This window comes from Bacillus amyloliquefaciens DSM 7 = ATCC 23350, assembly GCF_000196735.1.
In the GTDB taxonomy this organism is placed as follows: domain Bacteria; phylum Bacillota; class Bacilli; order Bacillales; family Bacillaceae; genus Bacillus; species Bacillus amyloliquefaciens.
In genome coordinates this window covers 238019-258312 of sequence record NC_014551.1, presented here as the reverse complement: position 1 = coordinate 258312, position 20294 = coordinate 238019, and the positions used below count along the sequence as shown (strand labels likewise).

Annotated in this window: 17 protein-coding genes, 3 pseudogenes and 1 other annotated feature; of the genes and pseudogenes, 6 read left to right on the top strand and 14 right to left on the bottom strand. The window is 47.3% G+C overall.

Annotation, left to right across the window (positions count from 1 at the left end):
- Nucleotides 1-96: 96 nt before the first annotated feature.
- Complete coding sequence (locus BAMF_RS21620) at nt 97-1035, bottom strand: ring-cleaving dioxygenase (protein ID WP_013350902.1); 939 nt, start codon at nt 1033-1035, stop codon at nt 97-99.
- 24 nt (nt 1036-1059) lie between these two features.
- A pseudogene (locus BAMF_RS21615) lies at nt 1060-1667 on the bottom strand (nitroreductase family protein).
- A 429-nt stretch (nt 1668-2096) separates the two neighbouring features.
- Between BAMF_RS21615 and BAMF_RS21610 the strand changes: the two are divergent.
- The gene (locus BAMF_RS21610) at nt 2097-2990 is read left to right on the top strand and encodes a cation diffusion facilitator family transporter (protein ID WP_013350900.1); all 894 of its coding nucleotides are present in this window, start codon (nt 2097-2099) and stop codon (nt 2988-2990) included.
- A gap of 128 nt (nt 2991-3118) precedes the next feature.
- Here BAMF_RS21610 and BAMF_RS41700 read toward each other — a convergent pair.
- The 5 genes and pseudogenes from BAMF_RS41700 to BAMF_RS21585 all read right to left on the bottom strand — a co-directional run.
- Nucleotides 3119-3256 (bottom strand): annotated as a pseudogene (locus tag BAMF_RS41700) (IS5/IS1182 family transposase); the annotation flags it as partial.
- A gap of 140 nt (nt 3257-3396) precedes the next feature.
- Nucleotides 3397-3561, bottom strand: coding sequence for a tryptophan RNA-binding attenuator protein inhibitory protein (locus BAMF_RS21600; RefSeq protein WP_013350899.1), 165 nt, complete (start codon nt 3559-3561; stop codon nt 3397-3399).
- Between the two features lie 88 nt (nt 3562-3649).
- Nucleotides 3650-3901, bottom strand: a binding site (T-box leader).
- Nucleotides 3902-3949: 48 nt separating this feature from the next.
- On the bottom strand, nt 3950-4870 hold the full coding sequence (locus BAMF_RS21595; protein ID WP_013350898.1) for a macrolide 2'-phosphotransferase: 921 nt from the start codon (nt 4868-4870) through the stop codon (nt 3950-3952).
- 296 nt (nt 4871-5166) lie between these two features.
- Entirely contained in the window at nt 5167-6114 is a 948-nt protein-coding gene (locus BAMF_RS21590) for a DNA-binding domain-containing protein (RefSeq protein WP_013350897.1), read from the bottom strand.
- Complete coding sequence (locus BAMF_RS21585) at nt 6114-7406, bottom strand: ATP-binding protein (protein ID WP_013350896.1); 1293 nt, start codon at nt 7404-7406, stop codon at nt 6114-6116. Before BAMF_RS21585 ends, BAMF_RS21590 begins: the two co-directional genes overlap by 1 nt.
- 275 nt (nt 7407-7681) lie before the next feature.
- Here BAMF_RS21585 and BAMF_RS21580 point away from each other — a divergent pair.
- From BAMF_RS21580 to BAMF_RS21565, 4 genes and pseudogenes are all read left to right on the top strand, one after another.
- Nucleotides 7682-8624, top strand: a pseudogene (locus tag BAMF_RS21580) (glutaminase).
- 24 nt (nt 8625-8648) lie between these two features.
- Entirely contained in the window at nt 8649-10085 is a 1437-nt protein-coding gene (locus BAMF_RS21575; protein WP_013350894.1) for an alanine/glycine:cation symporter family protein, read from the top strand.
- Nucleotides 10086-10201: 116 nt separating this feature from the next.
- Entirely contained in the window at nt 10202-11152 is a 951-nt protein-coding gene (mmuM, locus tag BAMF_RS21570) for a homocysteine S-methyltransferase (RefSeq protein ID WP_013350893.1), read from the top strand.
- Between the two features lie 113 nt (nt 11153-11265).
- Nucleotides 11266-12669, top strand: coding sequence for an amino acid permease (locus BAMF_RS21565; RefSeq protein ID WP_162145046.1), 1404 nt, complete (start codon nt 11266-11268; stop codon nt 12667-12669).
- A 40-nt stretch (nt 12670-12709) separates the two neighbouring features.
- On the opposite strand, the gene BAMF_RS21560 is transcribed toward BAMF_RS21565, so the two are convergent.
- Complete coding sequence (locus BAMF_RS21560; protein ID WP_041481589.1) at nt 12710-13777, bottom strand: branched-chain amino acid aminotransferase; 1068 nt, start codon at nt 13775-13777, stop codon at nt 12710-12712.
- Nucleotides 13778-14128: 351 nt separating this feature from the next.
- On the opposite strand from BAMF_RS21560, the gene gltP reads away from it, so the two are divergent.
- Nucleotides 14129-15382, top strand: coding sequence for a glutamate-aspartate/proton symporter GltP (gene gltP, locus BAMF_RS21555; protein ID WP_013350890.1), 1254 nt, complete (start codon nt 14129-14131; stop codon nt 15380-15382).
- A 36-nt stretch (nt 15383-15418) separates the two neighbouring features.
- Here gltP and trhO read toward each other — a convergent pair whose 3' ends face one another.
- The 6 genes from trhO to purT all read right to left on the bottom strand — a co-directional run bounded on the left by trhO (nt 15419) and on the right by purT (nt 20263).
- Complete coding sequence (gene trhO / locus BAMF_RS21550; RefSeq protein ID WP_013350889.1) at nt 15419-16387, bottom strand: oxygen-dependent tRNA uridine(34) hydroxylase TrhO; 969 nt, start codon at nt 16385-16387, stop codon at nt 15419-15421.
- Nucleotides 16388-16492: 105 nt separating this feature from the next.
- Nucleotides 16493-16768 (bottom strand): hypothetical protein, encoded by a 276-nt coding sequence (locus tag BAMF_RS21545; protein ID WP_013350888.1) that lies wholly within the window; start codon nt 16766-16768, stop codon nt 16493-16495.
- Nucleotides 16769-16809: 41 nt separating this feature from the next.
- Nucleotides 16810-17625 carry a phosphatidylserine decarboxylase gene (locus tag BAMF_RS21540; RefSeq protein ID WP_013350887.1) on the bottom strand — a complete coding sequence of 272 codons (816 nt, stop codon included), beginning with the start codon at nt 17623-17625 and terminating at the stop codon, nt 16810-16812.
- Entirely contained in the window at nt 17618-18106 is a 489-nt protein-coding gene (locus tag BAMF_RS21535; protein WP_013350886.1) for a DedA family protein, read from the bottom strand. The genes BAMF_RS21540 and BAMF_RS21535 overlap by 8 nt, the downstream gene beginning before the upstream one ends.
- On the bottom strand, nt 18097-18630 hold the full coding sequence (pssA, locus tag BAMF_RS21530; RefSeq protein ID WP_013350885.1) for a CDP-diacylglycerol--serine O-phosphatidyltransferase: 534 nt from the start codon (nt 18628-18630) through the stop codon (nt 18097-18099). The genes BAMF_RS21535 and pssA overlap by 10 nt, the downstream gene beginning before the upstream one ends.
- Nucleotides 18631-19108: 478 nt before the next feature.
- Nucleotides 19109-20263: a phosphoribosylglycinamide formyltransferase 2 gene (gene purT, locus BAMF_RS21525; protein ID WP_013350884.1), complete on the bottom strand. Its 1155-nt coding sequence runs from the start codon at nt 20261-20263 to the stop codon at nt 19109-19111.
- Nucleotides 20264-20294 lie beyond the last annotated feature (31 nt).

Below are 20294 nucleotides of genomic sequence, written 5' to 3'. Positions count from 1 at the left end.
GCTGCAAGGCAGCTTGTTTACCAACGGTCACTTCCAGCAAACATCTGTTAAATGTATGTCTTTTATTTTTCTTCATGCTTCATGTTCATCTATAAATCAATCTAATTCTCTCACTTCAAACGGCAGCAGCCCTTGTTCAATATGAGCCCGATGCGGTTCATACTGCTCAGAGAGCATCAATTTTCCGCCCATTGTTTCTTGTGACTCATCATGGGCAAAGCCCGGCGGATCAGTTGCGATCTCAAATAAGATTTCCCCATGTTCTCTGAAGTAAACCGCATTAAAATAGTTTCTATCCTGAACAGGAGTCACACCATATCCGTGCGCAGCAATGAATCTTTGCCATTCTAATTGATCTTCGTCATCCTGAGCCCGCCAAGCGATGTGATGGACCGTGCCGACACCCATTTGTCCGCGGCCGATAGGCGTTATTTTAAGATCAATCACATTTCCGATATCACCGGCAGAACGATAACGTACGAAGTCTCCTTCTTTGCCGACTCGCTCAAGCCCCATGATGTTTTCTAGCAATTCACCTGTTTTTTCAGGCTGTGCTGATAACAGGGTTGCACCGCCAAAGCCTTTAATGGCAACATCCGGGGTTACATCTCCGAAAGTCCACGTATTGGTCCCCCCTGCTTCTCTTTCCGCGATTTCTAAATGCAGGCCATGCGGGTCATCAAATTCTATATATTGTTCTCCAAAACGCTCGATTTTTGTGTATGGCACGTTGAACTTTTCAAGTCTCTTTTCCCAAAATGACATAGCACCTCTTGGCACGACGTAAGATGTCACGCCAACCTGTCCGTCTCCAATGATGCCTTGACGGGCGTCCACCCACGGAAAGAATGTGATGATTGTTCCCGGCTTCCCGCCTTCATCCCCAAAATAAAGGTGATACGTACCCGGATCATCAAAATTGACCGTTTGCTTGACCAATCGCAGCCCCAGCACTCCAGCGTAGAAATCAGCATTCTCTTGAGGGTGACCGACAATTGCTGTAATATGATGTATTCCCATCGTTTTTTTAGCCATTTTTATCCGCTCCCTTACAAGTATTTAAATATACTCCACAAACTCATTCACAGGCTTTCGGTAGCCGCGCGGCCTTCTGCTTTCTGTTTTTTCTTTCCCGATTGTAATCATCATGACAATCTCAAATTGATCATCTATATTCAAAATCTGTTTCACGGCTTCAGTATCAAACCCTATCATCGGACAGGTGTCCCAGCCTTTTTCCTTAGCACTCAGCATAAACATCATCGCAGAAAGTGAAGCATTTCTTATCGCCTCATCTCTCTTAAATGGCTCTCCCCTGTTTTCATAAAACGAAACGGTGTCTTGAACCATGTGATCATACTCTTGTTTATTTAATATCCCCAGCATCTTCAATCCTTCATAGATGTCAGCCGCTTTCTGATATGCCTGCTTATCCCCTAAAACTAAAAGCACCGCTGATGAGCTAAACACTTTATATTGTCCGTTTGCGGCCTGCTTCAGCTTTTCTTTCACATCCGGGTCAAGAACCGTCACATATTTTGTATGCTGCAAATTAAAAGCTGATGGAGCCAACGCAACCAATTCAAACAATCTCTTGTGATTGGATGATCTGGAAGAAAGTTGCTTGCAGATCTTCTTTCATTCACTAGCTGTACAAATTCAGCCATTTCCCTCGTACCCCCTTTATCTCGAATTCGAGATATTATGATATAAAAAATCAAATAACATATGATCAAAAAAACGAAACGTTCTCTTCACTGATCTTTTCGTGATTCAAACGACCGGCAGGTTCTTATCCTGCACTCTAATTAAGTTATATTGAATTAAAATATCTTGAATTCGAGATAATAATATAAGATAAATACTCAAATGTCAACAGTTCATTTTTAAATTCAGCGTAATTTTGTCTGTGTATGGTTTAGCCCTGCTCCAACTTTTTTTCTGTCACCTTATTTATTAGTAAACAGGAAACAACCTTGCTATAGACCCACTCGAAACTGAATTGGTATGATAAGCAAAGTGATTACACAAGAAAGGATACGGAGAGCGCATCAAAAGCGCCCCTATTTTTTTGTGCAGTTTTATAGGAGGAAAAAATGGCAAGTGAAAGAGAACAAATAAGCAAAAAAGTTGCTTTGATTGCATTGATAGCCAATCTGATCTTAATGGCAGGAAAGATCTTTTTTGGACTGATAGGCGATAGTGAAGCAGTTTTTGCCGACGGTATACATTCTGCAGCGGATGTCGTGGCTTCGATTGCTGTCCTGGCCGTCATCGGCATTTCTAATAAGCCGCCCGATCAAGACCATCCTTTCGGGCATGGCAAAGCTGAGGTCATCAGCGAAGCGATTGTAGGAATCATATTAGTGCTCGTTTCCGTGTATATTCTAATAGAAGCGATTTCGTCCTTTGTTGAAGGTCCAAGCATCCCGCAATACAGCGCATTGTTTGCGGCTCTGATATCCTACGTGGCTAAGCAGATCTTATATCGTTATTCGATCAAACAAGGGGAAAAATGGAACAGTAAAGCGGTTATAGCGATTGCATACGATCATAAAGGCGATATCGTTGCCTCTCTTGCCGCTTTTATCGGCGTCCTATTGGCGATTATCGGGAACACCCGCGGATGGTCCTATCTGTTGTACGCCGATGCAATTGCCAGTGTTATCGTGGCGTACCTCATTTTTAAGATTTCAATGGAATTAATCAGGCCGTCTGTTGACGTTCTCATGGAAAAAAGTGTTGATCCCGAACTGATAGAGGAATATAAAGCGGTTATTTTGCATTGTCCTCAAGTCAAACGGCTCGATAAAATCCGAGCGAGAGAACACGGCCACTATAAATTGCTTGATGTCCGGTTATCTTTGGATCATGATTTGACGATTAAGCAGGGACACGATATTGCCCGCGAAATCCGAAATGAAATCAAAAGACACTTTTCAGATGTTGAAGAAGTGCTCATTCATGTGAATCCTTATTTTGAAGAATGAAAAAGCAGCTTGTATAGAAAATGATGTTTTTCTACAAGCTTTTTTGTTTTGTCCTGTTTCTTTTTCAGGCGCAGAAAAAGCACTCCCACATGCCTGGCCTTGCTTGGCAGGTATGCGGCAATCTTCAACATCATTTTGAATAAGATCAGCGGATCAAGTGAGGGGCGGCCTTTATTTTCGCTGTAGTAAGGTTTGGCCTTTTCAACGATGAGAGAAGTCTATATATTTCGAAGCAGGTGATCCTCTTCGGCGAGTTGGTCAAGCAGAACGAATTCGGCTGTGTTTTGAGAAGCGTTTCTTGTGTGGAACGTGAGAAAGACACCGTCTGATATTTTAAGGAGAAATAAAGGCTGTCGAGATTTTCTCGACAGCCTGAAGGCCGGATAACGGCCTTTTTTCTTTGATTTCACTGATCAATATGCTTTTTGATAAAATGCAGCAGCGTGTTTCCCTGAGCCGTCAAAATGACGCCCTTCGCTCCGCACTTCGGGCAGGGCGCTCCTTCTTTCTCCGCGCCGGTTCCTTCACAATGCGGACAAGTGAGTTCAAGATCGTCGGTTGCGATCACCATGAATATCCCTCCTTTTTTGATTTTCGGTCCGTCTCCAGTCACTTTCCATGGCCATCACCTCCTTAACGATACAAAAAAACCCCATCCATCAAAGGACGAGGTTTTCGCGGTGCCACCTTTATTAACGGCTGAAAAGCCATTCTCTCAAAAAGTACAGAAACAACACGGTTTCAATACTCCTTTCTTGATAACGGGGAAAGAATCCCGGCACCGCCTACTTTCATTTAAGCGCAGCAACTCAGAAGCCCATTCGGCATCGGACGGGGATCGGTTCACAGCGGCCACCGACTCTCTGAACCCCGCACGCAGATGCGTACTTGCTCTTCCTCAGCATTGTTCATCCGTTCTTTTGTTTTAAAAAGTATCATACGCTGTCATCCGGCGGAAGTCAATAACCTTTCGAATCAGACAGGCCGAGCATTTCCCGCGCCATTTGCATATGTTCTTCCTGACCCGTCTGAAGCGCGAACTTCGCCGTCTCCACAGGATAAGCAGCCTGCCATTCTGTCACATGCTCCTGCATTTTCGGCCAGACACGCCCGCCTTCAGCTTGGTAGCTCTTAATCAGGCGTTTCGTTTCTTTTTCTCCTAATATTACTTGATAAAGGACAAAATCCTTGGCCTGATCAGCAACCTTCGCCTCCGTCCAATCGAGAAGACCCGTCACACGCTGATTTTGGCCGATTAATATATGCGGAGGGTGCAAGTCGCCATGGATCAGCGCGGAAAAATCAGGCCAATACGAGCTGTCATTTATCCATGTTTGCCATCTTTGCCAAAGCGGCTCTGAAACTCCGATTTCTTTTTTTATATGATCCATCGATTCCGCTGTCCTTTGCCTGACATCATCCGGTTTTATGATTTCAATGCCGGCTCTGGAGGCAGCGGCCGGATCTGCCCCGTGCAGCTCGGCTAATGCTGCTGCAAGCGAGCCGACAAAACCGTCTGAAGGCGGCTCGTGTTCCATATTCCAGACGTGCTGTTTCTTATCCAGATCAATCGCGGCGGCGGGTATGCCGTCCAGTTTCGGATAAGCGATCAGTTCCGGTGTATGAATCCGCCAATCGGGCACTGATACCGCGGCATAGCTGCGGAGAAACGCGAGAACGTTACTTTCCGCAGCCGCTCTTTCAATAACATCGGGGCGGCGCGGTTTTCGGAGCACCCATGTTACGCCGCTGTCATCTTCAGCAAATACGACTTGGAAGTCCATACCCGTTTCATTTATGTCCGCCCCTTCATATTTTAACTGTAAGCCATTTTCCTTTGCGATGTTCAGAACGGATTCTATATCCCTTTGTTTTGTCATTTTGTTTCCCCATTTCCCTTATTTACTGACACAGAGCTTCGCCTGAGGCGGAGAAAAATGAGATATGTGAAGACGCCAAAAAGAGGGCGGCATAATCGCCGCCCCCTCACTATAACTGTCAGGGTCCTTTATTCAGGCAGACAATCCCGGTTTTCTCCGCGCTCAAGGCAGAGACATTGACACTATTTCATTAGTGCGTAAACCGGAATATGATTTGCCATCAGGACCCCTCCGTTCTTTTTGAGTTAACATTATTTTACACAAAGACCTTATATAAGTAAACTCTATTGTTCAGGTTACCGGCTTCCCCCGCTGACAAATTTCGATCCTTCGCGTAAATCTTTCGCCTCCAAAAAGAAGACGTGAATGAATTTTTTCATATTCACTTTAACCGGAGAAAGCGGAATGGTTTCTTTGGCCTGCATTTCTTTCATTCTCTTGCTGACGGCAGGGAAATCGAAGAATTTCGAGGCGTAGTATTCAAATTTGGGATTTGAAAAATCCGTTGTGCCCAGAGAAGCGAAGTGGTTTAACGAATGAATGATTGCTCTTCTGATCCGCTGTTCGGAGGCTTTGGTCTCCCTGCTGACGTCTGCTTCCGACGCCGCAGGCCCCAGTTTCCGCAATGCGACATTTGTAAACACCCGCTTCAGCGACGGAACGCTTTTTTGCGCTTGCTCATCCTCAAATAAAAAATGCAGCACGGCCATCAGATCGTGCGCGCCGCTTTCTCCCACAATCCCTAATTCTGATAACAGAAATTTTCCCGTCTCTTTAACGGATTTTTCATGGGCTTCAGAAAGGCGGCTTTGCTGCGGTTCATTGCGCTGAACAAGCCGTCTTAACGAATTTTGGATGTCGCCGATGGACGTTTCCAATTCTATAAGGTCTTTCACTTTTCGGAGGACGGTGATGATCTCAATTTTGTTGATCGGTTTGTGGATAAAATATTCAATACCGAGAGAATAGGCTTCCCCCACCATTTCCTTCGCCTCCACCTGAGATATCATCACCGTTTTTCCGGTGTACGAATTCTGCAGGTGCCGGATCGTCTCAATCCCGTCCCGCCCCGGCATCAGCAGATCTATTAATAAAATGTCGACTTGTTTAAAATGGAGATAATGCCCTTCAATCTGACTCCCGTCCTCCGCCTCACCGACGACTTCGCCTAAATCCTCATCCTCGATAATCTGTCTCAAAATAGAACGGATCGCCCGGTCATCATCAGCTATAAAAAAGCGCATTATGAACTCCCCCTTTCTGCAATCAAATGCCTCACCGGCAGCTGAATCGTAAATATGACGCCTTTTGGCTTGTTATGAAAGGAGATGTCCCCGTCAAGTTCAGTTACGATTTCCTTCACGTAAGAAAGCCCGATGCCCGTTGAAGGGGTGCCGAATTCATCGTATTTGGACGTAAACCCCGGATCATAGACAATCTCTCCGATTTTTTCCGGAATGCCGGGACCGTCATCTTCCGCCTGAAATTCGGCCGTATCATCCTCCGCCCTGCGCAGCGTAAGGCGGATCTCACCCCTGTCTCCCATGGCCTCCACGGCATTGGCGGTAAGATTATTCAAGATCGACAGGACGGTAAAGACATGGTAATCGGGATGCTCTCCTTCAATCACGCTTTGAAACTGAATGTCCTTGCCTAAAGATTCGGCGTATTTTTCATTGATTCGGATGACGAGGCCGATCAGGGCGGCGGCATCCATGTAATCCCGGAACCTCTCATTTGAAATCAGCTTCGACAGCCCGGCGAATATCCGCTGATTGTCTTTTTTCACTTCATGAATTTCTCCCGCAAGGCGCAGCATGCGGCTGCCGAGCTCCCGGTCGTTCCCGCTCATTTCCCGATACAGCTGATAGGATTCCTTCGTCACATGTTCTGTCGTTTTCAGCGTTTTTTTCAAATGAATCGTTTCTTCATACAAGTTAGACACGATCATCAGCATATGCTCATGCTGCTTTCTCGTTTGCTTTTCCCTGACCTGAGCTTCATGCAGCTTCATCACGTTGAAAAAACTCAGCACTATAAATGTGTGAGAAACTGCGATAACCGCAATATCTGCCAGCTTGTCCGGTATCATAATCGGCTGGCCCCCGGAAAACTGAACCGCCATTTCAACGGTGTCAGACGCGATTTCAATGAGAAAACCGAGAAATCCGATCATCAGCGGCCGATCGCGAAAATGTCTGACCTTCAGCACGTAAAACAAACAGGCATATGTAAAGTAAAAAAAGAAACTGGGGTATTGGCTGAAAAAAGCCTCCGTAAAGCCGGCATGCTCTCCTCCCCAGCAAGCCAGGCCGATCCGGAATGCCACAACGGCTGCACCTGTCAACAGCCCTGACAATACCGCAGGCACATGCCGCAGCAGCAGCAGAAAAAAGAAAAAAGCGGGCGCGCCGAAGCTGATCCGGTACACCTCATTTACGGGGTAAAATTTCAGTTCCCCCGCCAGCGGCACGGTGATCAGCATAAGGGCGAAAAGATAGCCGTCTTTTTTTAGTAAATATTCGAGCCTGATCACAATCACTTCCTTCTTCTATCTATTTTGAATAAGACCGAAGGAGTCCGCAAATTTAGACCCGGTTAGCGGGACGCTCGGGCTGATTTATAAATCTATCGGCTTATTTTAAGAATGATTTTGTCGTATTTTGTATGATTCTGTAGATGTCATTATACATTAAAATTGAACACACTATATTTGAAAACGTTTTCCAAGACCGATTTCCGCTTGCGGACAGGCTTGCAATAGAGGAGGAATGTTATGAAAGATATGGTCAGCGCCTTGAAAAAGAGGAACTGGCTTCACTTTTACAAGATTGGGTCGAGCATTACCGCCCGTTTTCCGTTAATGGAAAAAGCGCAAATTATATACCCGCCCTCGAGAAATCAACGACTCTCAGCTGGGCATTTGCATATTAGAGCCTGATGGCTCCGTGATTCATGCCGGTGAATGGAATGTCCCGTTTACATTGCAGAGCATCTCAAAAGTCATCAGCTTTATTGCGGCCTGCATGAACAGAGGCATTTCTTACGTGCTGGATCGCGTGGACGTGGAGCCGACAGGTGACGCGTTTAATTCTATCATCCGGCTTGAAATCCATAAACCCGGCAAGCCGTTCAACCCGATGATCAATGCGGGCGCCATTACCTCGCCTCGCTTCTTCCGGGTGAAACGGCGCATGATAAATTAGAATACCTGTTTTCCGTTTTTGAAAAATTGATAGGAAAACGGCCTCACATTCACGAGGAGGTCTTCCGCTCTGAATGGCAGACCGCGCACCGGAACAGGGCGCTCGCCTACTATTTAAAAGAAACGAACTTTCTTGAGGCGGATGTGGAAGAAACGCTGGAAGTCTACTTAAAGCAGTGCGCCATGGAGGGTACAACCGAGGACATCGCTTTAATCGGATTGATTCTTGCGCATGACGGCTACCATCCGATCCGCCGGGAACAGGTCATTCCGAAAGATGTCGCAAAACTCGCCAAAGCCCTGATGCTGACGTGCGGCATGTACAATGCGTCAGGCAAATATGCGGCTTTCGTCGGTGTCCCGGCAAAAAGCGGAGTATCCGGCGGCATTATGGCATTGGTTCCTCCAAGCGCCAGAAGAGAACAGCCTTTTCATAACGGCTGCGGCATCGGCATTTACGGTCCGGCCATTGATGAATACGGCAACAGCCTGACGGGCGGCATGCTGCTGAAACATATCGCACAGGAGTGGGAGCTCAGTATTTTTTAATCAAACGAACCAAGAGGTGATTGGATGCAGGAATTCCTTGAAAATGTAATCGGTTCAGCAAATGATTTTTTATGGTCAAAACTTTTAATCGTACTGCTTCTTTCTCTGGGACTGTTTTTTACGTTCAGATCAAAGGGTCTGCAAGTCCGCATGCTGAGGGAAATGATCCGGGTTTTAAAAGAAGGCGCGGCCGCCCGGTCAAAAAACAGCATTTCCCCGTTTCAGGCATTTTGCATCAGTATGGCGGCGCGTGTCGGAACCGGAAATATTACCGGAATCGCAATTGCGATCGCACTCGGCAGTCCGGGTGCTATTTTCTGGATGTGGATTATCGCAGTCATCGGTTCGGCTTCAAGCTTTGTTGAAAGCACGCTTGCCCAAATTTATAAAGTAAAAGATCAAAACGGCTTCCGCGGCGGCCCGGCCTATTACATGGAAAAAGGCCTGAAGAAACGCTGGATGGGCGCGCTGTTCGCCGTATTAATCACACTGTCATTCGGGATCGTCTTTAATTCCGTTCAGTCTAATACGATCAGCATCGCCTTTCAAAACGCGTTCGGCACCAGCCGGCTTACATTGGGCCTCATTTTAATAGCGGTCTTCGCCTGTGTTATTTTCGGAGGCGTCAAACGAATTGCGAAGATGGCGGAATATGTCGTAGTCGTCTTAGCCGTTTTATATATCGGCATCGCTTTCTTTGTCATTCTGACGAACATCACCCAATTGCCTAGCGTTCTGTCGATTATCAAAAAAAATGCTTTCGGTATTGATCAGGCAGCGGGCGGCGCTTTAGGTGCGGCATTGATGCAAGGTGTGAGACGCGGGATTTTCTCAAATGAAGCGGGAATGGGAAGCGCCCCGAACGCGGCGGCGACGGCTACAACGAGCCACCCGGTGAAACAGGGACTCATTCAGGCATTCGGCGTCCTGACGGATACGCTTGTCATCTGTACAAGCACGGCACTTATCATTTTATTTTCAGACGCTTATCACCAGCCGGGCCTGAGCGGCATCGCGCTTTCTCAGGCTGCCTTGAGCGACCATGTCGGCGCGTGGGCATCGGGTTTCCTTGCCGTCTTAATGCTTCTGTTCGGCTTCAGCGCTCTTATGGGCAACTATTATTACGGAGAAACCAATATCGGATTTTTAAGCCAGAACAAGAAATGGCTGTTCATTTACCGCATCTGTGTGCTCGGAATGGTTCTATTCGGATGCATTTCCAAAGTCCAGCTTGTGTGGGATATGGCTGACTTGTTCATGGGCTTAATGGTGGTCGTGAATTTAATCGCGATTTTCCTTCTGTCGAAAAAAGCGTTTGCCGCTTTGAGCGATTATGTCCGGCAAAAGAAAGCCGGAAAGGACCCCGTCTTTTACAGAGATGTGCTCCCTGATGATGACGGGATCGAATGCTGGGAGTATTCAGATATCGCTAAAAACACGAAAGGCAAACACATTTCCTAAACAAAAGGTGTTCGGGCAGCTGGCCTGAACACCTTTTTTCTGCCGGTTCATTGACAAAGAGAAAAGCGTCTATTACTCTTTTTATATATTTTCAGAAAAGTCAGAGAGGAATGCCTATGAATCCCATTACACAAATATTAGATGAATATCCGGTTATGATCATAGACGGAGCGATGGCTACCGAGCTTGAACGGATGGGCTGTGATTTAAATGACGATCTGTGGTCGGCCAAAATTCTTTTGGAGAGACCCGAACTGATCAAACAGGTGCATGCAGAATATTTTGCCGCCGGCGCTGATTGCGCGATCACCGCCAGCTATCAATCAACGATTGAAGGATTTGCGGCACGCGGCATCCCAGAAACTGATGCGATCCGCCTTATTCAGACATCAGTTGAGCTCGCCGTCCAAGCACGTGATGAATTTTGGGCGCATGAAGAAAACCGTATACACCGTCCCAAACCTTTGATCGCCGCTTCTATCGGACCTTACGGCGCGAGCCTTGCCGATGGCTCTGAATATCGCGGACATTACGGACTGACGGAGGATGAGCTGATCAGCTTTCACCGCCCCCGGATGAAAGCCCTCATCGAATCCGGCGCCGATCTTTTGGCCTGTGAGACCATTCCGTGCCTGTCAGAAGCAAAAGCGATCACAAAGCTGCTGGAGGAATTCCCCGGCACTTATGCATGGATCAGCTTCAGCGCCAAAGACGGACGGCATATCAGCGAAGGCACGCCTATTTCCGAATGTGCGGCTCTGCTCGACTCCTGCAGCCAAATCGCAGCGATCGGCATCAACTGCACACCGATTGAACATATTCCGACGCTGATAGAAGAAATCAAACGGGCAGCGTCCAAACCGATTATCGCCTATCCGAACTCCGGCGAACAGTATGATCCGGTGACAAAAACCTGGATAGGCGCAGCCTGCGAAAACAACTTCGGAAAAAGCGCGCAAAGCAGCTGGTACGAAAAAGGCGTGAGCCTGATCGGAGGCTGCTGCCGGACGAAACCTGCGGACATCCAGGCCATTGCCGATTGGGCCAAGACCTTAAAAACAACTTGACTAATCGGAATAGTTTGTATATTCTATTCAAAAAGCCGGTTCGCCGGAATCTCGTGCCATTCGCCGGCATGAGATTTTTTATTAGAACGGCCCTCGCAGAAAGTTGGAAAACAATGAACAACAAGAACGAGACAAATTTTCAGAGAAGTATGAAAAGCAGGCACCTCTTTATGCTCTCACTCGGAGGTGTGATCGGAACAGGGCTGTTTTTAAGCTCTGGGTATACCATTCATCAGGCGGGTCCGGCGGGCACCATTTTCGCTTACCTTTTGGGCGCGTGCATCGTCTATCTCGTCATGCTTTGCCTCGGTGAACTGTCAGTGGCCATGCCGGTAACGGGCGCATTCCACACCTATGCGAAAACCTATATCGGACCGGCGACGGGCTTTACGGTCGCATGGCTGTACTGGCTGACGTGGGCGGTGGCGCTGGGCTCTGAATTCACGGCGGCCGGGCTCTTCATGCAGCGCTGGTTCCCGCATACTTCGGTGTGGATGTGGAGTGCGGTATTCGCTCTTTTCATCTTTTTATTAAACGTCTTCTCCGTGAAATTTTTTGCTGAATCGGAGTTTTGGTTCTCAAGCATTAAAGTCTTAGCCATCTTACTGTTTATTTTATTGGGCGGAGCGGCGATGTTCGGCATTGTCCCGATGAAAAGCGGTGAGGCCGCACCTATGCTGTCGAACTTTACGGTTGGCGGCAGCCTTTTTCCAAATGGCTTTTTCCCGATACTGATGACGATGCTTTCAGTAAACTTTGCCTTTTCAGGGACGGAATTGATCGGAATCGCTGCCGGGGAAAGCGCTGATCCGGAAAAAACCGTTCCGCGCGCCATTAAGACCACAGTCTGGCGGCTGGCGCTTTTCTTTATCGGAACGATTTTTGTGCTGTCAGGGATGATCTCCATCCAGGAAGCCGGTGTGATTGAAAGCCCGTTCGTCACGGTATTTGACAGAGTCGGCGTGCCCTATGCGGCCGATCTGATGAATTTCGTCATTTTAACGGCGCTTCTGTCTGCCGCCAATTCAGGGCTGTACGCGTCATCACGTATGCTGTGGTCCCTGTCTAAAGAGGGAGAGCTTCATCCTGCCTTTGCCAGGCTGACGCCTAAAGGCATTCCTTTTAACGCTCTGATCTTCAGTATGATCGGCGGCATTCTGTCGCTGCTGTCAAGCGTATTTGCAGCGGATACAATCTATCTTGTTCTCGTCTCCGTCTCAGGATTTGCGGTCGTGGCGGTGTGGATGAGCATTGCCGCATCGCAATTTTTGTTCAGAAGACGGTTTCTTAAAGAAGGGCATCAGGTTTCAGAGTTGAAGTATCGGACGCCGGGATACCCGGCCGTGCCGATAGCGGCCTTTCTTCTGTGCCTCGCCTCCTGTATCGGCATTGCTTTTGATCCGAACCAGGCCATCGCCCTTTATTGCGGAATTGCATTTATGGCCGTCTGTTACATCGCTTATTATGTGAGAAACCGGAAAAGCACCGCACGCGTTCAATCCGCTAAATCCCAATAACCGAAAAAAGAACCCTGCCGCGCAAGGGTTCTTTTTACATTTATACTTCAACCACCCATCTGAACGAATCCCGCACCTTCCCGACCTGGATGCCGGTAATCGTTTCATAGAGCCTTTCTGACACTTCACCGATCAAACCGTTATTCAGCTCAATCGTTTCTCCGTGAATATGCAGCGCGCCGACCGGCGAGATGACGGCTGCGGTTCCCGTACCGAATACCGCTGACACTTCGCCTCTCATTGCGGCCTGATAAATGTCATCAATGGCAACGTGTTCTTCCCTGACAGGTATGCCCCAGCTTTTTAACAGCTCTATCACAGATGCCCGGGTGATGCCTCCGAGAATGCTTCCGTTTAACGCCGGCGTTACAGCCTCTCCGTTTATGATGAAAAAGATATTCATACTGCCTACTTCTTCCACATATTTCTTTTCCACCCCGTCTAGCCAAAGCACCTGATCATACCCCAGTTCTTCGGCTTTTTGCTGAGCCTGTAAGCTGGCCGCATAATTTCCGGACGTTTTGACATCGCCCACTCCGCCGGTGACGGCACGCACATACTCATCCTCTACATAAATACGGATCGGTTTCAGCTGATCGCCGTAATACGAACCGACAGGCGTCAGGACAACCATGAATTTGTAACGGTTTGAAGGCCGGACTCCTAAAGAAGGCTCAGTCGCAATCACAAACGGACGGATGTATAATGACGTTCCTTTTTCTTTCGGAATCCATTCCTGCTCCAGCACCACCAATTGTATCAATGCTTCCAGCGCCAGCTTCTCGTCGAGAGGCGGCATGCTCATCCTCCGTAACGATTTATTCAGCCGTTTAACATTCTGGTCAGGCCGGAACATCAATACCCGTCCTTCTTCTGACCTGTATGCTTTCAGCCCCTCAAATACGGCTTGCCCGTAATGGAAAACGGATGCGGACGGATCAAGATGAACCGGTTCATAAGGTGTAATTCTCGGATCATGCCAGCCTCTTTCTTCTTCGTAATCCATGACAAACATGTAATCAGTGAAGTACTTGCCAAATCCCAATGAAGCGGAATCCGGTTTTTCTTTTCTTGCTGTGACCTTACGTATTTCAATCAGTTGATTCAACAAAAGCACACCTTTCTTATAATTCTTAAAATTTTCAGTCTTTTATGATCTGCATATATTTTCTCTGTCCGAATCGTGTATGCACAGATATATGAGGATGCAGTTGTCCGTATCATATCATATAATTATCAAAATTTTTAATATTTTCGAGTAAAATTCTTTCTTTATCCTATGCCGCTTCATTTTTTCCAATGAGGACTTTGTGTCATATTCAATGATTGCGCTTACATAATGTAAAGCAATCCTCTCTTTCACACAGTCAATGTGTGACAAATTTATGGCAGAGAGGAAGGTGGTTGCCGCCTGCTTCGCGAATTACGTAAGAAATGCGCAAGTAAAAGGGGGATTCGCTTGAAAAAATTTATCGCATTCCAGATTTTGATCGCTTTAGCCATCGGAGCATTGATCGGCCATTTCTTCCCGGATTTCGGGATGGCGCTGCGGCCCGTCGGAGACGGATTTATCCGCCTGATTAAAATGATTGTCGTGCCGATCGTGTTTTCGACCATTGTTATCGGAGCCGCCGGCAGCGGCAGTATGAAAAAGATGGGCAGTCTCGGCATCAAAACGATTATTTGGTTTGAAGTCATTACGACGCTTGTTCTGGGGCTCGGCCTGTTATTGGCGAACGTACTGAAGCCCGGAGTCGGCCTTAACCTCTCTCACCTTGCTAAAAAAGATATTCACGAGCTTTCCGGCTATACTGAAAAAGTAGTCGACCTGAAACAAATGCTTCTTGATATTATCCCCGTTAACATCATTGACGTTATGGCGAAAAATGATCTTCTCGCCGTCATCTTTTTCGCAATCTTATTCGGTGTCGCCGCAGCCGGCATCGGCAAAGCATCCGCACCTGTCATGAATTTCTTTGAATCAACGGCAAATATTATGTTCAAGCTGACGCAAATGGTGATGGTCACCGCTCCGATCGGCGTTCTCGCCCTTATGGCCGCCTCCGTCGGACAATACGGAATCGCGCTTTTGCTTCCGATGCTGAAGCTGATCGGCACTGTATTTCTCGGGCTGTTTTTGATCCTTTTCGTTCTGTTTCCGATTGTGGGGCTTATCTTTAAAATCAAATACTTTGAAGTGCTGAAAATGATCTGGGATCTGTTTTTGATCGCATTTTCCACGACAAGCACAGAAACCATTCTGCCTCAGCTGATGGATCGGATGGAGAAATACGGCTGCCCGAAGCGGGTCGTCTCCTTTGTGGTTCCGTCAGGTTTATCGCTGAACTGTGACGGCTCAAGTCTCTATTTATCGGTGTCATGTGTTTTTCTGGCGCAGGCTTTTCATGTGGAGATGCCGCTGTCTCAGCAGCTTCTGATGATGCTTGTGCTCGTGATGACAAGCAAAGGCATTGCCGCCGTGCCGTCAGGCTCACTCGTCGTGCTTCTGGCGACCGCGAATGCCGTCGGTCTCCCCGCGGAAGGCGTCGCCATCATTGCCGGTGTCGACCGCGTCATGGACATGGCGCGAACCGGTGTCAACGTGCCGGGCCATGCGGTCGCCTGCATCGTCGTATCCAAATGGGAAAAAGCCTTCAATTATAAAGGACCCGCCGCCGCATCAGACCAGAGCGCCCGGACAGAAAGTATGTAAACACAAAAAAGACCACCTCATTGGTGGTCTTTTCTGTTAATCAATCGCCGCATGATCTTCTTTTTCAATCAGAGCAAGGCGTTCATTGATTTCTTCCTGGGTCATTTCGTGCTCTTTCACATACATGTTGCGTTCGTTTGTTCGGCATTCGTGACTGCAGCTGCGCATGTATTTGTATTCATTTTCAGGTGTGCAGATCATTTTTTTATTACATGCCGGATTCGCACAGTTCACATAACGCTCGCATGGCTCGCCTGTGAAATAATCTTTTCCGATAATAACATGCTCTACGCGGTTTACCGGTACGCTGATTCTTTCGTCAAACACGTAGCACTGTCCGTCCCACAGCTGTCCTTGCACTTCAGGGTCTTTCCCGTAAGTGACGATACCGCCGTCAAGCTGGGATACATCTTCAAATCCCTGCTTCAACAGCCATCCGGAAAATTTTTCACAGCGTACGCCGCCTGTGCAGTACGTGAGGATTTTTTTGCCTTCAAGCATGTCTTTGTGTTCTTCAATCCAGCTCGGCAGCTCACGGAACGCCTCAATATCAGGTCTGACTGCTCCGCGGAAATGACCGAGGTCATACTCATAGTCGTTTCTGGCGTCGATTACGATCGTGTCAGGGTCCTGCATTTTCTCATAAAATTCTTTCGGTTTTAAATGCTTGCCCGTTGTGACATTCGGATCAACATCATCTTCGAGGCGAAGCGTCACAAGCTCTTTTTTATGGCGGACAAATATTTTGCGGAACGCGTGTCCGTCAGCCTCATCAATTTTGATCGGCATATCGGCAAAGCGCGGATCAGCTTTCAGCGCCTTCATGTATTGATCCGTCTGTTCAACCGTTCCGGACACCGTACCGTTAATGCCTTCCTCAGAAATCAAAATACGGCCTAACAGACCGAGCTCCTTACAAAACTTCAAATGCTGAGCCGTGAATTCTTCAGGCTCATCAATCTTTACATATTTATAATAAAGTAAAACTCTATATTGTTTTTCCATGATTATACACCCTGTTCAATTATATTAATGATCACGCACACTCTACTATATCATACAGGAAAACGGGCGAAAGATGAACATTTCCGTCCGGACTCTTTCTTCCAGTCATGCCTCGCCTTTTAACACCTGCTGAAAATAAAACCGATACGTATTGCGCAAAAAGGTCTCAAGCGGCAGGCCCGCAGCGGTCTGGTACTTGCCGATAATAAACGGAAAACGGTCACGGCCTTTTTCCCGCAGGACATCGGCGCTGTCTTCAGCCAGCTCTGATATGAGCGCTTCGACGACAGGCCAGCAGGCGTCCCGCACGGCTTCAAGAACTTGCTGGCCGCCTGTATGCTGGTACTGCTCTATCAGCTTTGCCAAATCCTTTTCTGCCATATTGTCACTTCCTTACACCATATAAAAAAGAGGAGCAGCTTTTATAAAGCGGACGCCTCCTCCTGTGACTCCGCATAACCGATGATCTGGCCGACCTGTAATTCGCGGCCTTCTGTCAGGTTATCCGAAGGGGTAAACATATCTTTCTCGAATACTAAAATAACGGTCGATCCAAATGAAAAATAGCCCAGCTCTTCACCCGTTTCAAGCTTGTTTCCGGTGCTGGTCTGAACGATGGAGTTAATATTCATCGCGCCTACCGGAATCATGAGCATCTGCTGGTCAGCTCGGGTCAGCTCGTACACATAGCGGTAATTTTTTGAGAGGACATCTTTTCCGTACTTCAGCCCCATCGTATTAACGGGATAGGAGCGTTTCCCAAGCTCGGCCAGCTTCTGATACGTGCAGCTGACGGGGGAATGGAAGCGGTGATAATGTCTCGGACTCAGGTAAAGCACGGCAAAATAGCCGCCGTTGTATTTGTGATCGGCGCTTTTAAACCCCGTCAGTTCGGCGAACGAATAATCTTTCCCTTTTACCATGAAGGTTTGATTCGGGTTAATCATGCCCACCGTTTGAACGACGCCGTCCACCGGACTGACAATGGCGTTCTTCTCTTTTGCCACGGGGCGGAGATTCAAATTAATATCACGAATGAAAAATGACGCCAGTGAATCAAAGTCAGAAGCTGTGCGTTCCGTTTCATTCCAGTTGATGCGATAGTGTTTGGAAAACAGCGGAATCATCGGCTTGCTCAGTTTCGATTCACAGAAGTTTTTAATGAGATAAGACGTCAATCGATTATTAGTCAGTTCAATCAATGAACGATAAAGAACTTTAGCGGCAGTATTAAACATTGATTACTCCTATGAATTTTCCTATAGTAATAAAAATAAAACACCATAAAAACGCTCCGATGGCGGCGAAGCATAGGTAGGTTTTGAAATCCATTCTGCCGATTCCGGAAAAGTAGCATGTCACGTGTCTGATGCCGGGGATGAAATAACCTAAAATAATGGTGTACGGCCCGTACTTTTTCATCCACCTGTCTACTTTCTCCATCCTCTTTTCCTTCAGGCCGACCCATTTCCCGAACTTATTAATAAAGGGCCGGCCGGCTTTTCTGCCGATGAAGTAGCTGATGATCATCCCCAGAAGCGCTCCGATAAAGCTGATAAGAATGGAGAGCTCATAATTGAGCACTTTTAAATGCGTGAAGTAGCCCACTAGCGTCATCATGACTTCATCCGGAATAGGCAATCCGATAATACCAAGTGTCAGCATGAGAAAAATCGCGATATATCCGTAATCGGAAATTAATTGCTGAACTAGTTCCATCTTCTGCTCTCCAGGTTTTCAGGCGCCTGTTTTTTAAAGTGGGGAAATTTAATGTTGCTGACCATTAAATATCCGAGCGCAATCGTTCCCGCTCCCAGAAGAAAAGCGTTATTGATGAAGCTCAAAATGACAAGACACATGCCCGCAAAAGGAATCGGCATCCCGATAAACGTCGGCAGCTTGCTTTGTTCGATATTAAATCTCGAAAGCCGGATCATCCCGCAAATGCTGTAGGAAAGCGCGATTAAAATTCCGATGAACGGAAGCGTATATAGTGAAACAGTGTAAGCGAGCATAGACGGCGCCACGCCGAACGTCACGAGATCAGCAAAAGAGTCAAGCTCCCTTCCCATCTCCGATACCGCGTTCAGCTTACGGGCGGCCAAACCGTCAAAGAAATCAAGAAACATCCCGGTGAAAATAAAAATCACCGCAGAGTGAATATTATGATACAAAAGGGAATGAATCGATAGAAGCCCGCAAATAAAATTTCCAATTGTAATCATACTAGGTATATAATTCACAGTTTACACAAACCTCCAATTAAAACCATATCAAATCGGACTGCGTATGCATAAAGACTCCATTTTAAGGAAACATAAAATGAAATTCCTTCAATGCTATCATTCAAATTCTTTTATTATACAGCATTTGGTGTTATTTGAACAATCTAATCTGGTGATTTTTGTTTTTTCGCCGTTCATATTAAGGTAAGCAATCGGCGTTATCTCTATTCCGGATTACCCTGCTTAATTTATTCCATGCCGCGATGCGGATTGTCCGTTCTTCACAGATGAAAGACCATATGGTGTATTGTTATTTTCTCCTCTGTTAAATGAGAACATTACATATAACGATTGCGGACATAAAAAGTTTCATGAATTATAAAGCCGGCACAAAACGGCCTCATACATTATCTCACAACCCCGTTTTCCAGTATATAGTCTGTCCAAACAAAAAAGGCGCCTTACCATTACGGTAAAAACGCCTCTTAAGATATAGTTATGTGACTGATAAATGACTGAGTGCTTCGGCCGCTCTTTCTCTCGCCTCTTCAACCGTCTCGGCTGCAGAAAGCGCAACCGCCATACGGCGACCGTTTTTTGTGACGGGTTTTCCGAATACGCGGACTTGAGTGCTTTTAACCGCCAAAGCCTTCTCCAAACCTTCAACCGCATAATCGGCAAGCTCTTTTGATGCCTTCAGCGGACGGCTTGCCCCCGGCGACAGCTGGGTGATTTCCGGAATCGGAAATCCCAATATCGCGCGGACATGCAGCGCAAACTCTGACAAATTCTGCGTCACAAGCGTAACGAGCCCCGTATCATGCGGACGAGGAGACACCTCGCTGAAATACACTTTATCTTGAGTAAGGAAAAGTTCCACCCCGAACAAACCGTATCCGCCGAGCTCATCCGTTATGCTTTTCGCAATGTGTTTCGCCTCTTCAACCTGCTGTTCCGTCATATGATGAGGCTGCCACGATTCCATATAGTCGCCGTCTTTTTGTTCATGGCCGATCGGCGCGCAAAAGGACGTACCGTTCGCCGCATGCACTGTCAAAAGAGTGATTTCCGATTCAAACGGAATGAATTCCTCGACGATGACCCGGCCGTTTTTCACCCGTCCGCCTTCCATCGCCATGTCCCAGCAGCTTTTTAGTTCGGAAGCCGAGCGGCACACGCTTTGCCCTTTTCCGGAAGAGCTCATCAGCGGCTTTACCACACACGGAAAGCCGATTGTTTCCGCCGCTTCTTTACATTCTTCATATGTATTCGCGAATTCATAGCCGGCAGTCGGAAGATGCAGCGTCTCTGCCGCAAGCCGTCTGATGCCTTCACGGTCCATCGTCAGCTTTGCCGCACGCGCATTCGGAATGACGTGAAAGCCTTCTTCTTCAAGCTTCAGCAGTTCATCCGTCGCAATCGCCTCCACTTCCGGCACGATCAAGTCTGGTTTTTCTTTTTCAATCACTTCTCTGACCTGCGCTTTATCAAGCATATCAATCACATAGCTTTTGTGCGCGGCCTGCATGGCAGGGGCATGCTCATAGCTGTCAACGGCTACAGTGACAACCCCGAGCCGCTGCGCTTCAATGACGACTTCTTTCCCCAGCTCGCCTGATCCTAATAACAATATCTTCTTCGCCTGATACATGTCCTTTTGGCCCCTCCCTTTCTATACCCCA

Excerpts from the sequence above, each read along its gene's own strand:
- BAMF_RS21620 (WP_013350902.1), bottom strand. The coding sequence starts at position 1,035 with ATGGCTAAAAAAACGATGGGAATACATCATATTACAGCAATTGTCGGT.
- BAMF_RS21610 (WP_013350900.1), top strand. The coding sequence starts at position 2,097 with ATGGCAAGTGAAAGAGAACAAATAAGCAAAAAAGTTGCTTTGATTGCA.
- BAMF_RS21600 (WP_013350899.1), bottom strand. The coding sequence starts at position 3,561 with ATGGTGATCGCAACCGACGATCTTGAACTCACTTGTCCGCATTGTGAA.
- BAMF_RS21595 (WP_013350898.1), bottom strand. The coding sequence starts at position 4,870 with ATGACAAAACAAAGGGATATAGAATCCGTTCTGAACATCGCAAAGGAA.
- BAMF_RS21590 (WP_013350897.1), bottom strand. The coding sequence starts at position 6,114 with ATGCGCTTTTTTATAGCTGATGATGACCGGGCGATCCGTTCTATTTTG.
- BAMF_RS21575 (WP_013350894.1), top strand. The coding sequence starts at position 8,649 with ATGCAGGAATTCCTTGAAAATGTAATCGGTTCAGCAAATGATTTTTTA.
- mmuM (WP_013350893.1), top strand. The coding sequence starts at position 10,202 with ATGAATCCCATTACACAAATATTAGATGAATATCCGGTTATGATCATA.
- BAMF_RS21565 (WP_162145046.1), top strand. The coding sequence starts at position 11,266 with ATGAACAACAAGAACGAGACAAATTTTCAGAGAAGTATGAAAAGCAGG.
- trhO (WP_013350889.1), bottom strand. The coding sequence starts at position 16,387 with ATGGAAAAACAATATAGAGTTTTACTTTATTATAAATATGTAAAGATT.
- BAMF_RS21545 (WP_013350888.1), bottom strand. The coding sequence starts at position 16,768 with ATGGCAGAAAAGGATTTGGCAAAGCTGATAGAGCAGTACCAGCATACA.
- BAMF_RS21540 (WP_013350887.1), bottom strand. The coding sequence starts at position 17,625 with ATGTTTAATACTGCCGCTAAAGTTCTTTATCGTTCATTGATTGAACTG.
- BAMF_RS21535 (WP_013350886.1), bottom strand. The coding sequence starts at position 18,106 with ATGGAACTAGTTCAGCAATTAATTTCCGATTACGGATATATCGCGATT.
- purT (WP_013350884.1), bottom strand. The coding sequence starts at position 20,263 with ATGTATCAGGCGAAGAAGATATTGTTATTAGGATCAGGCGAGCTGGGG.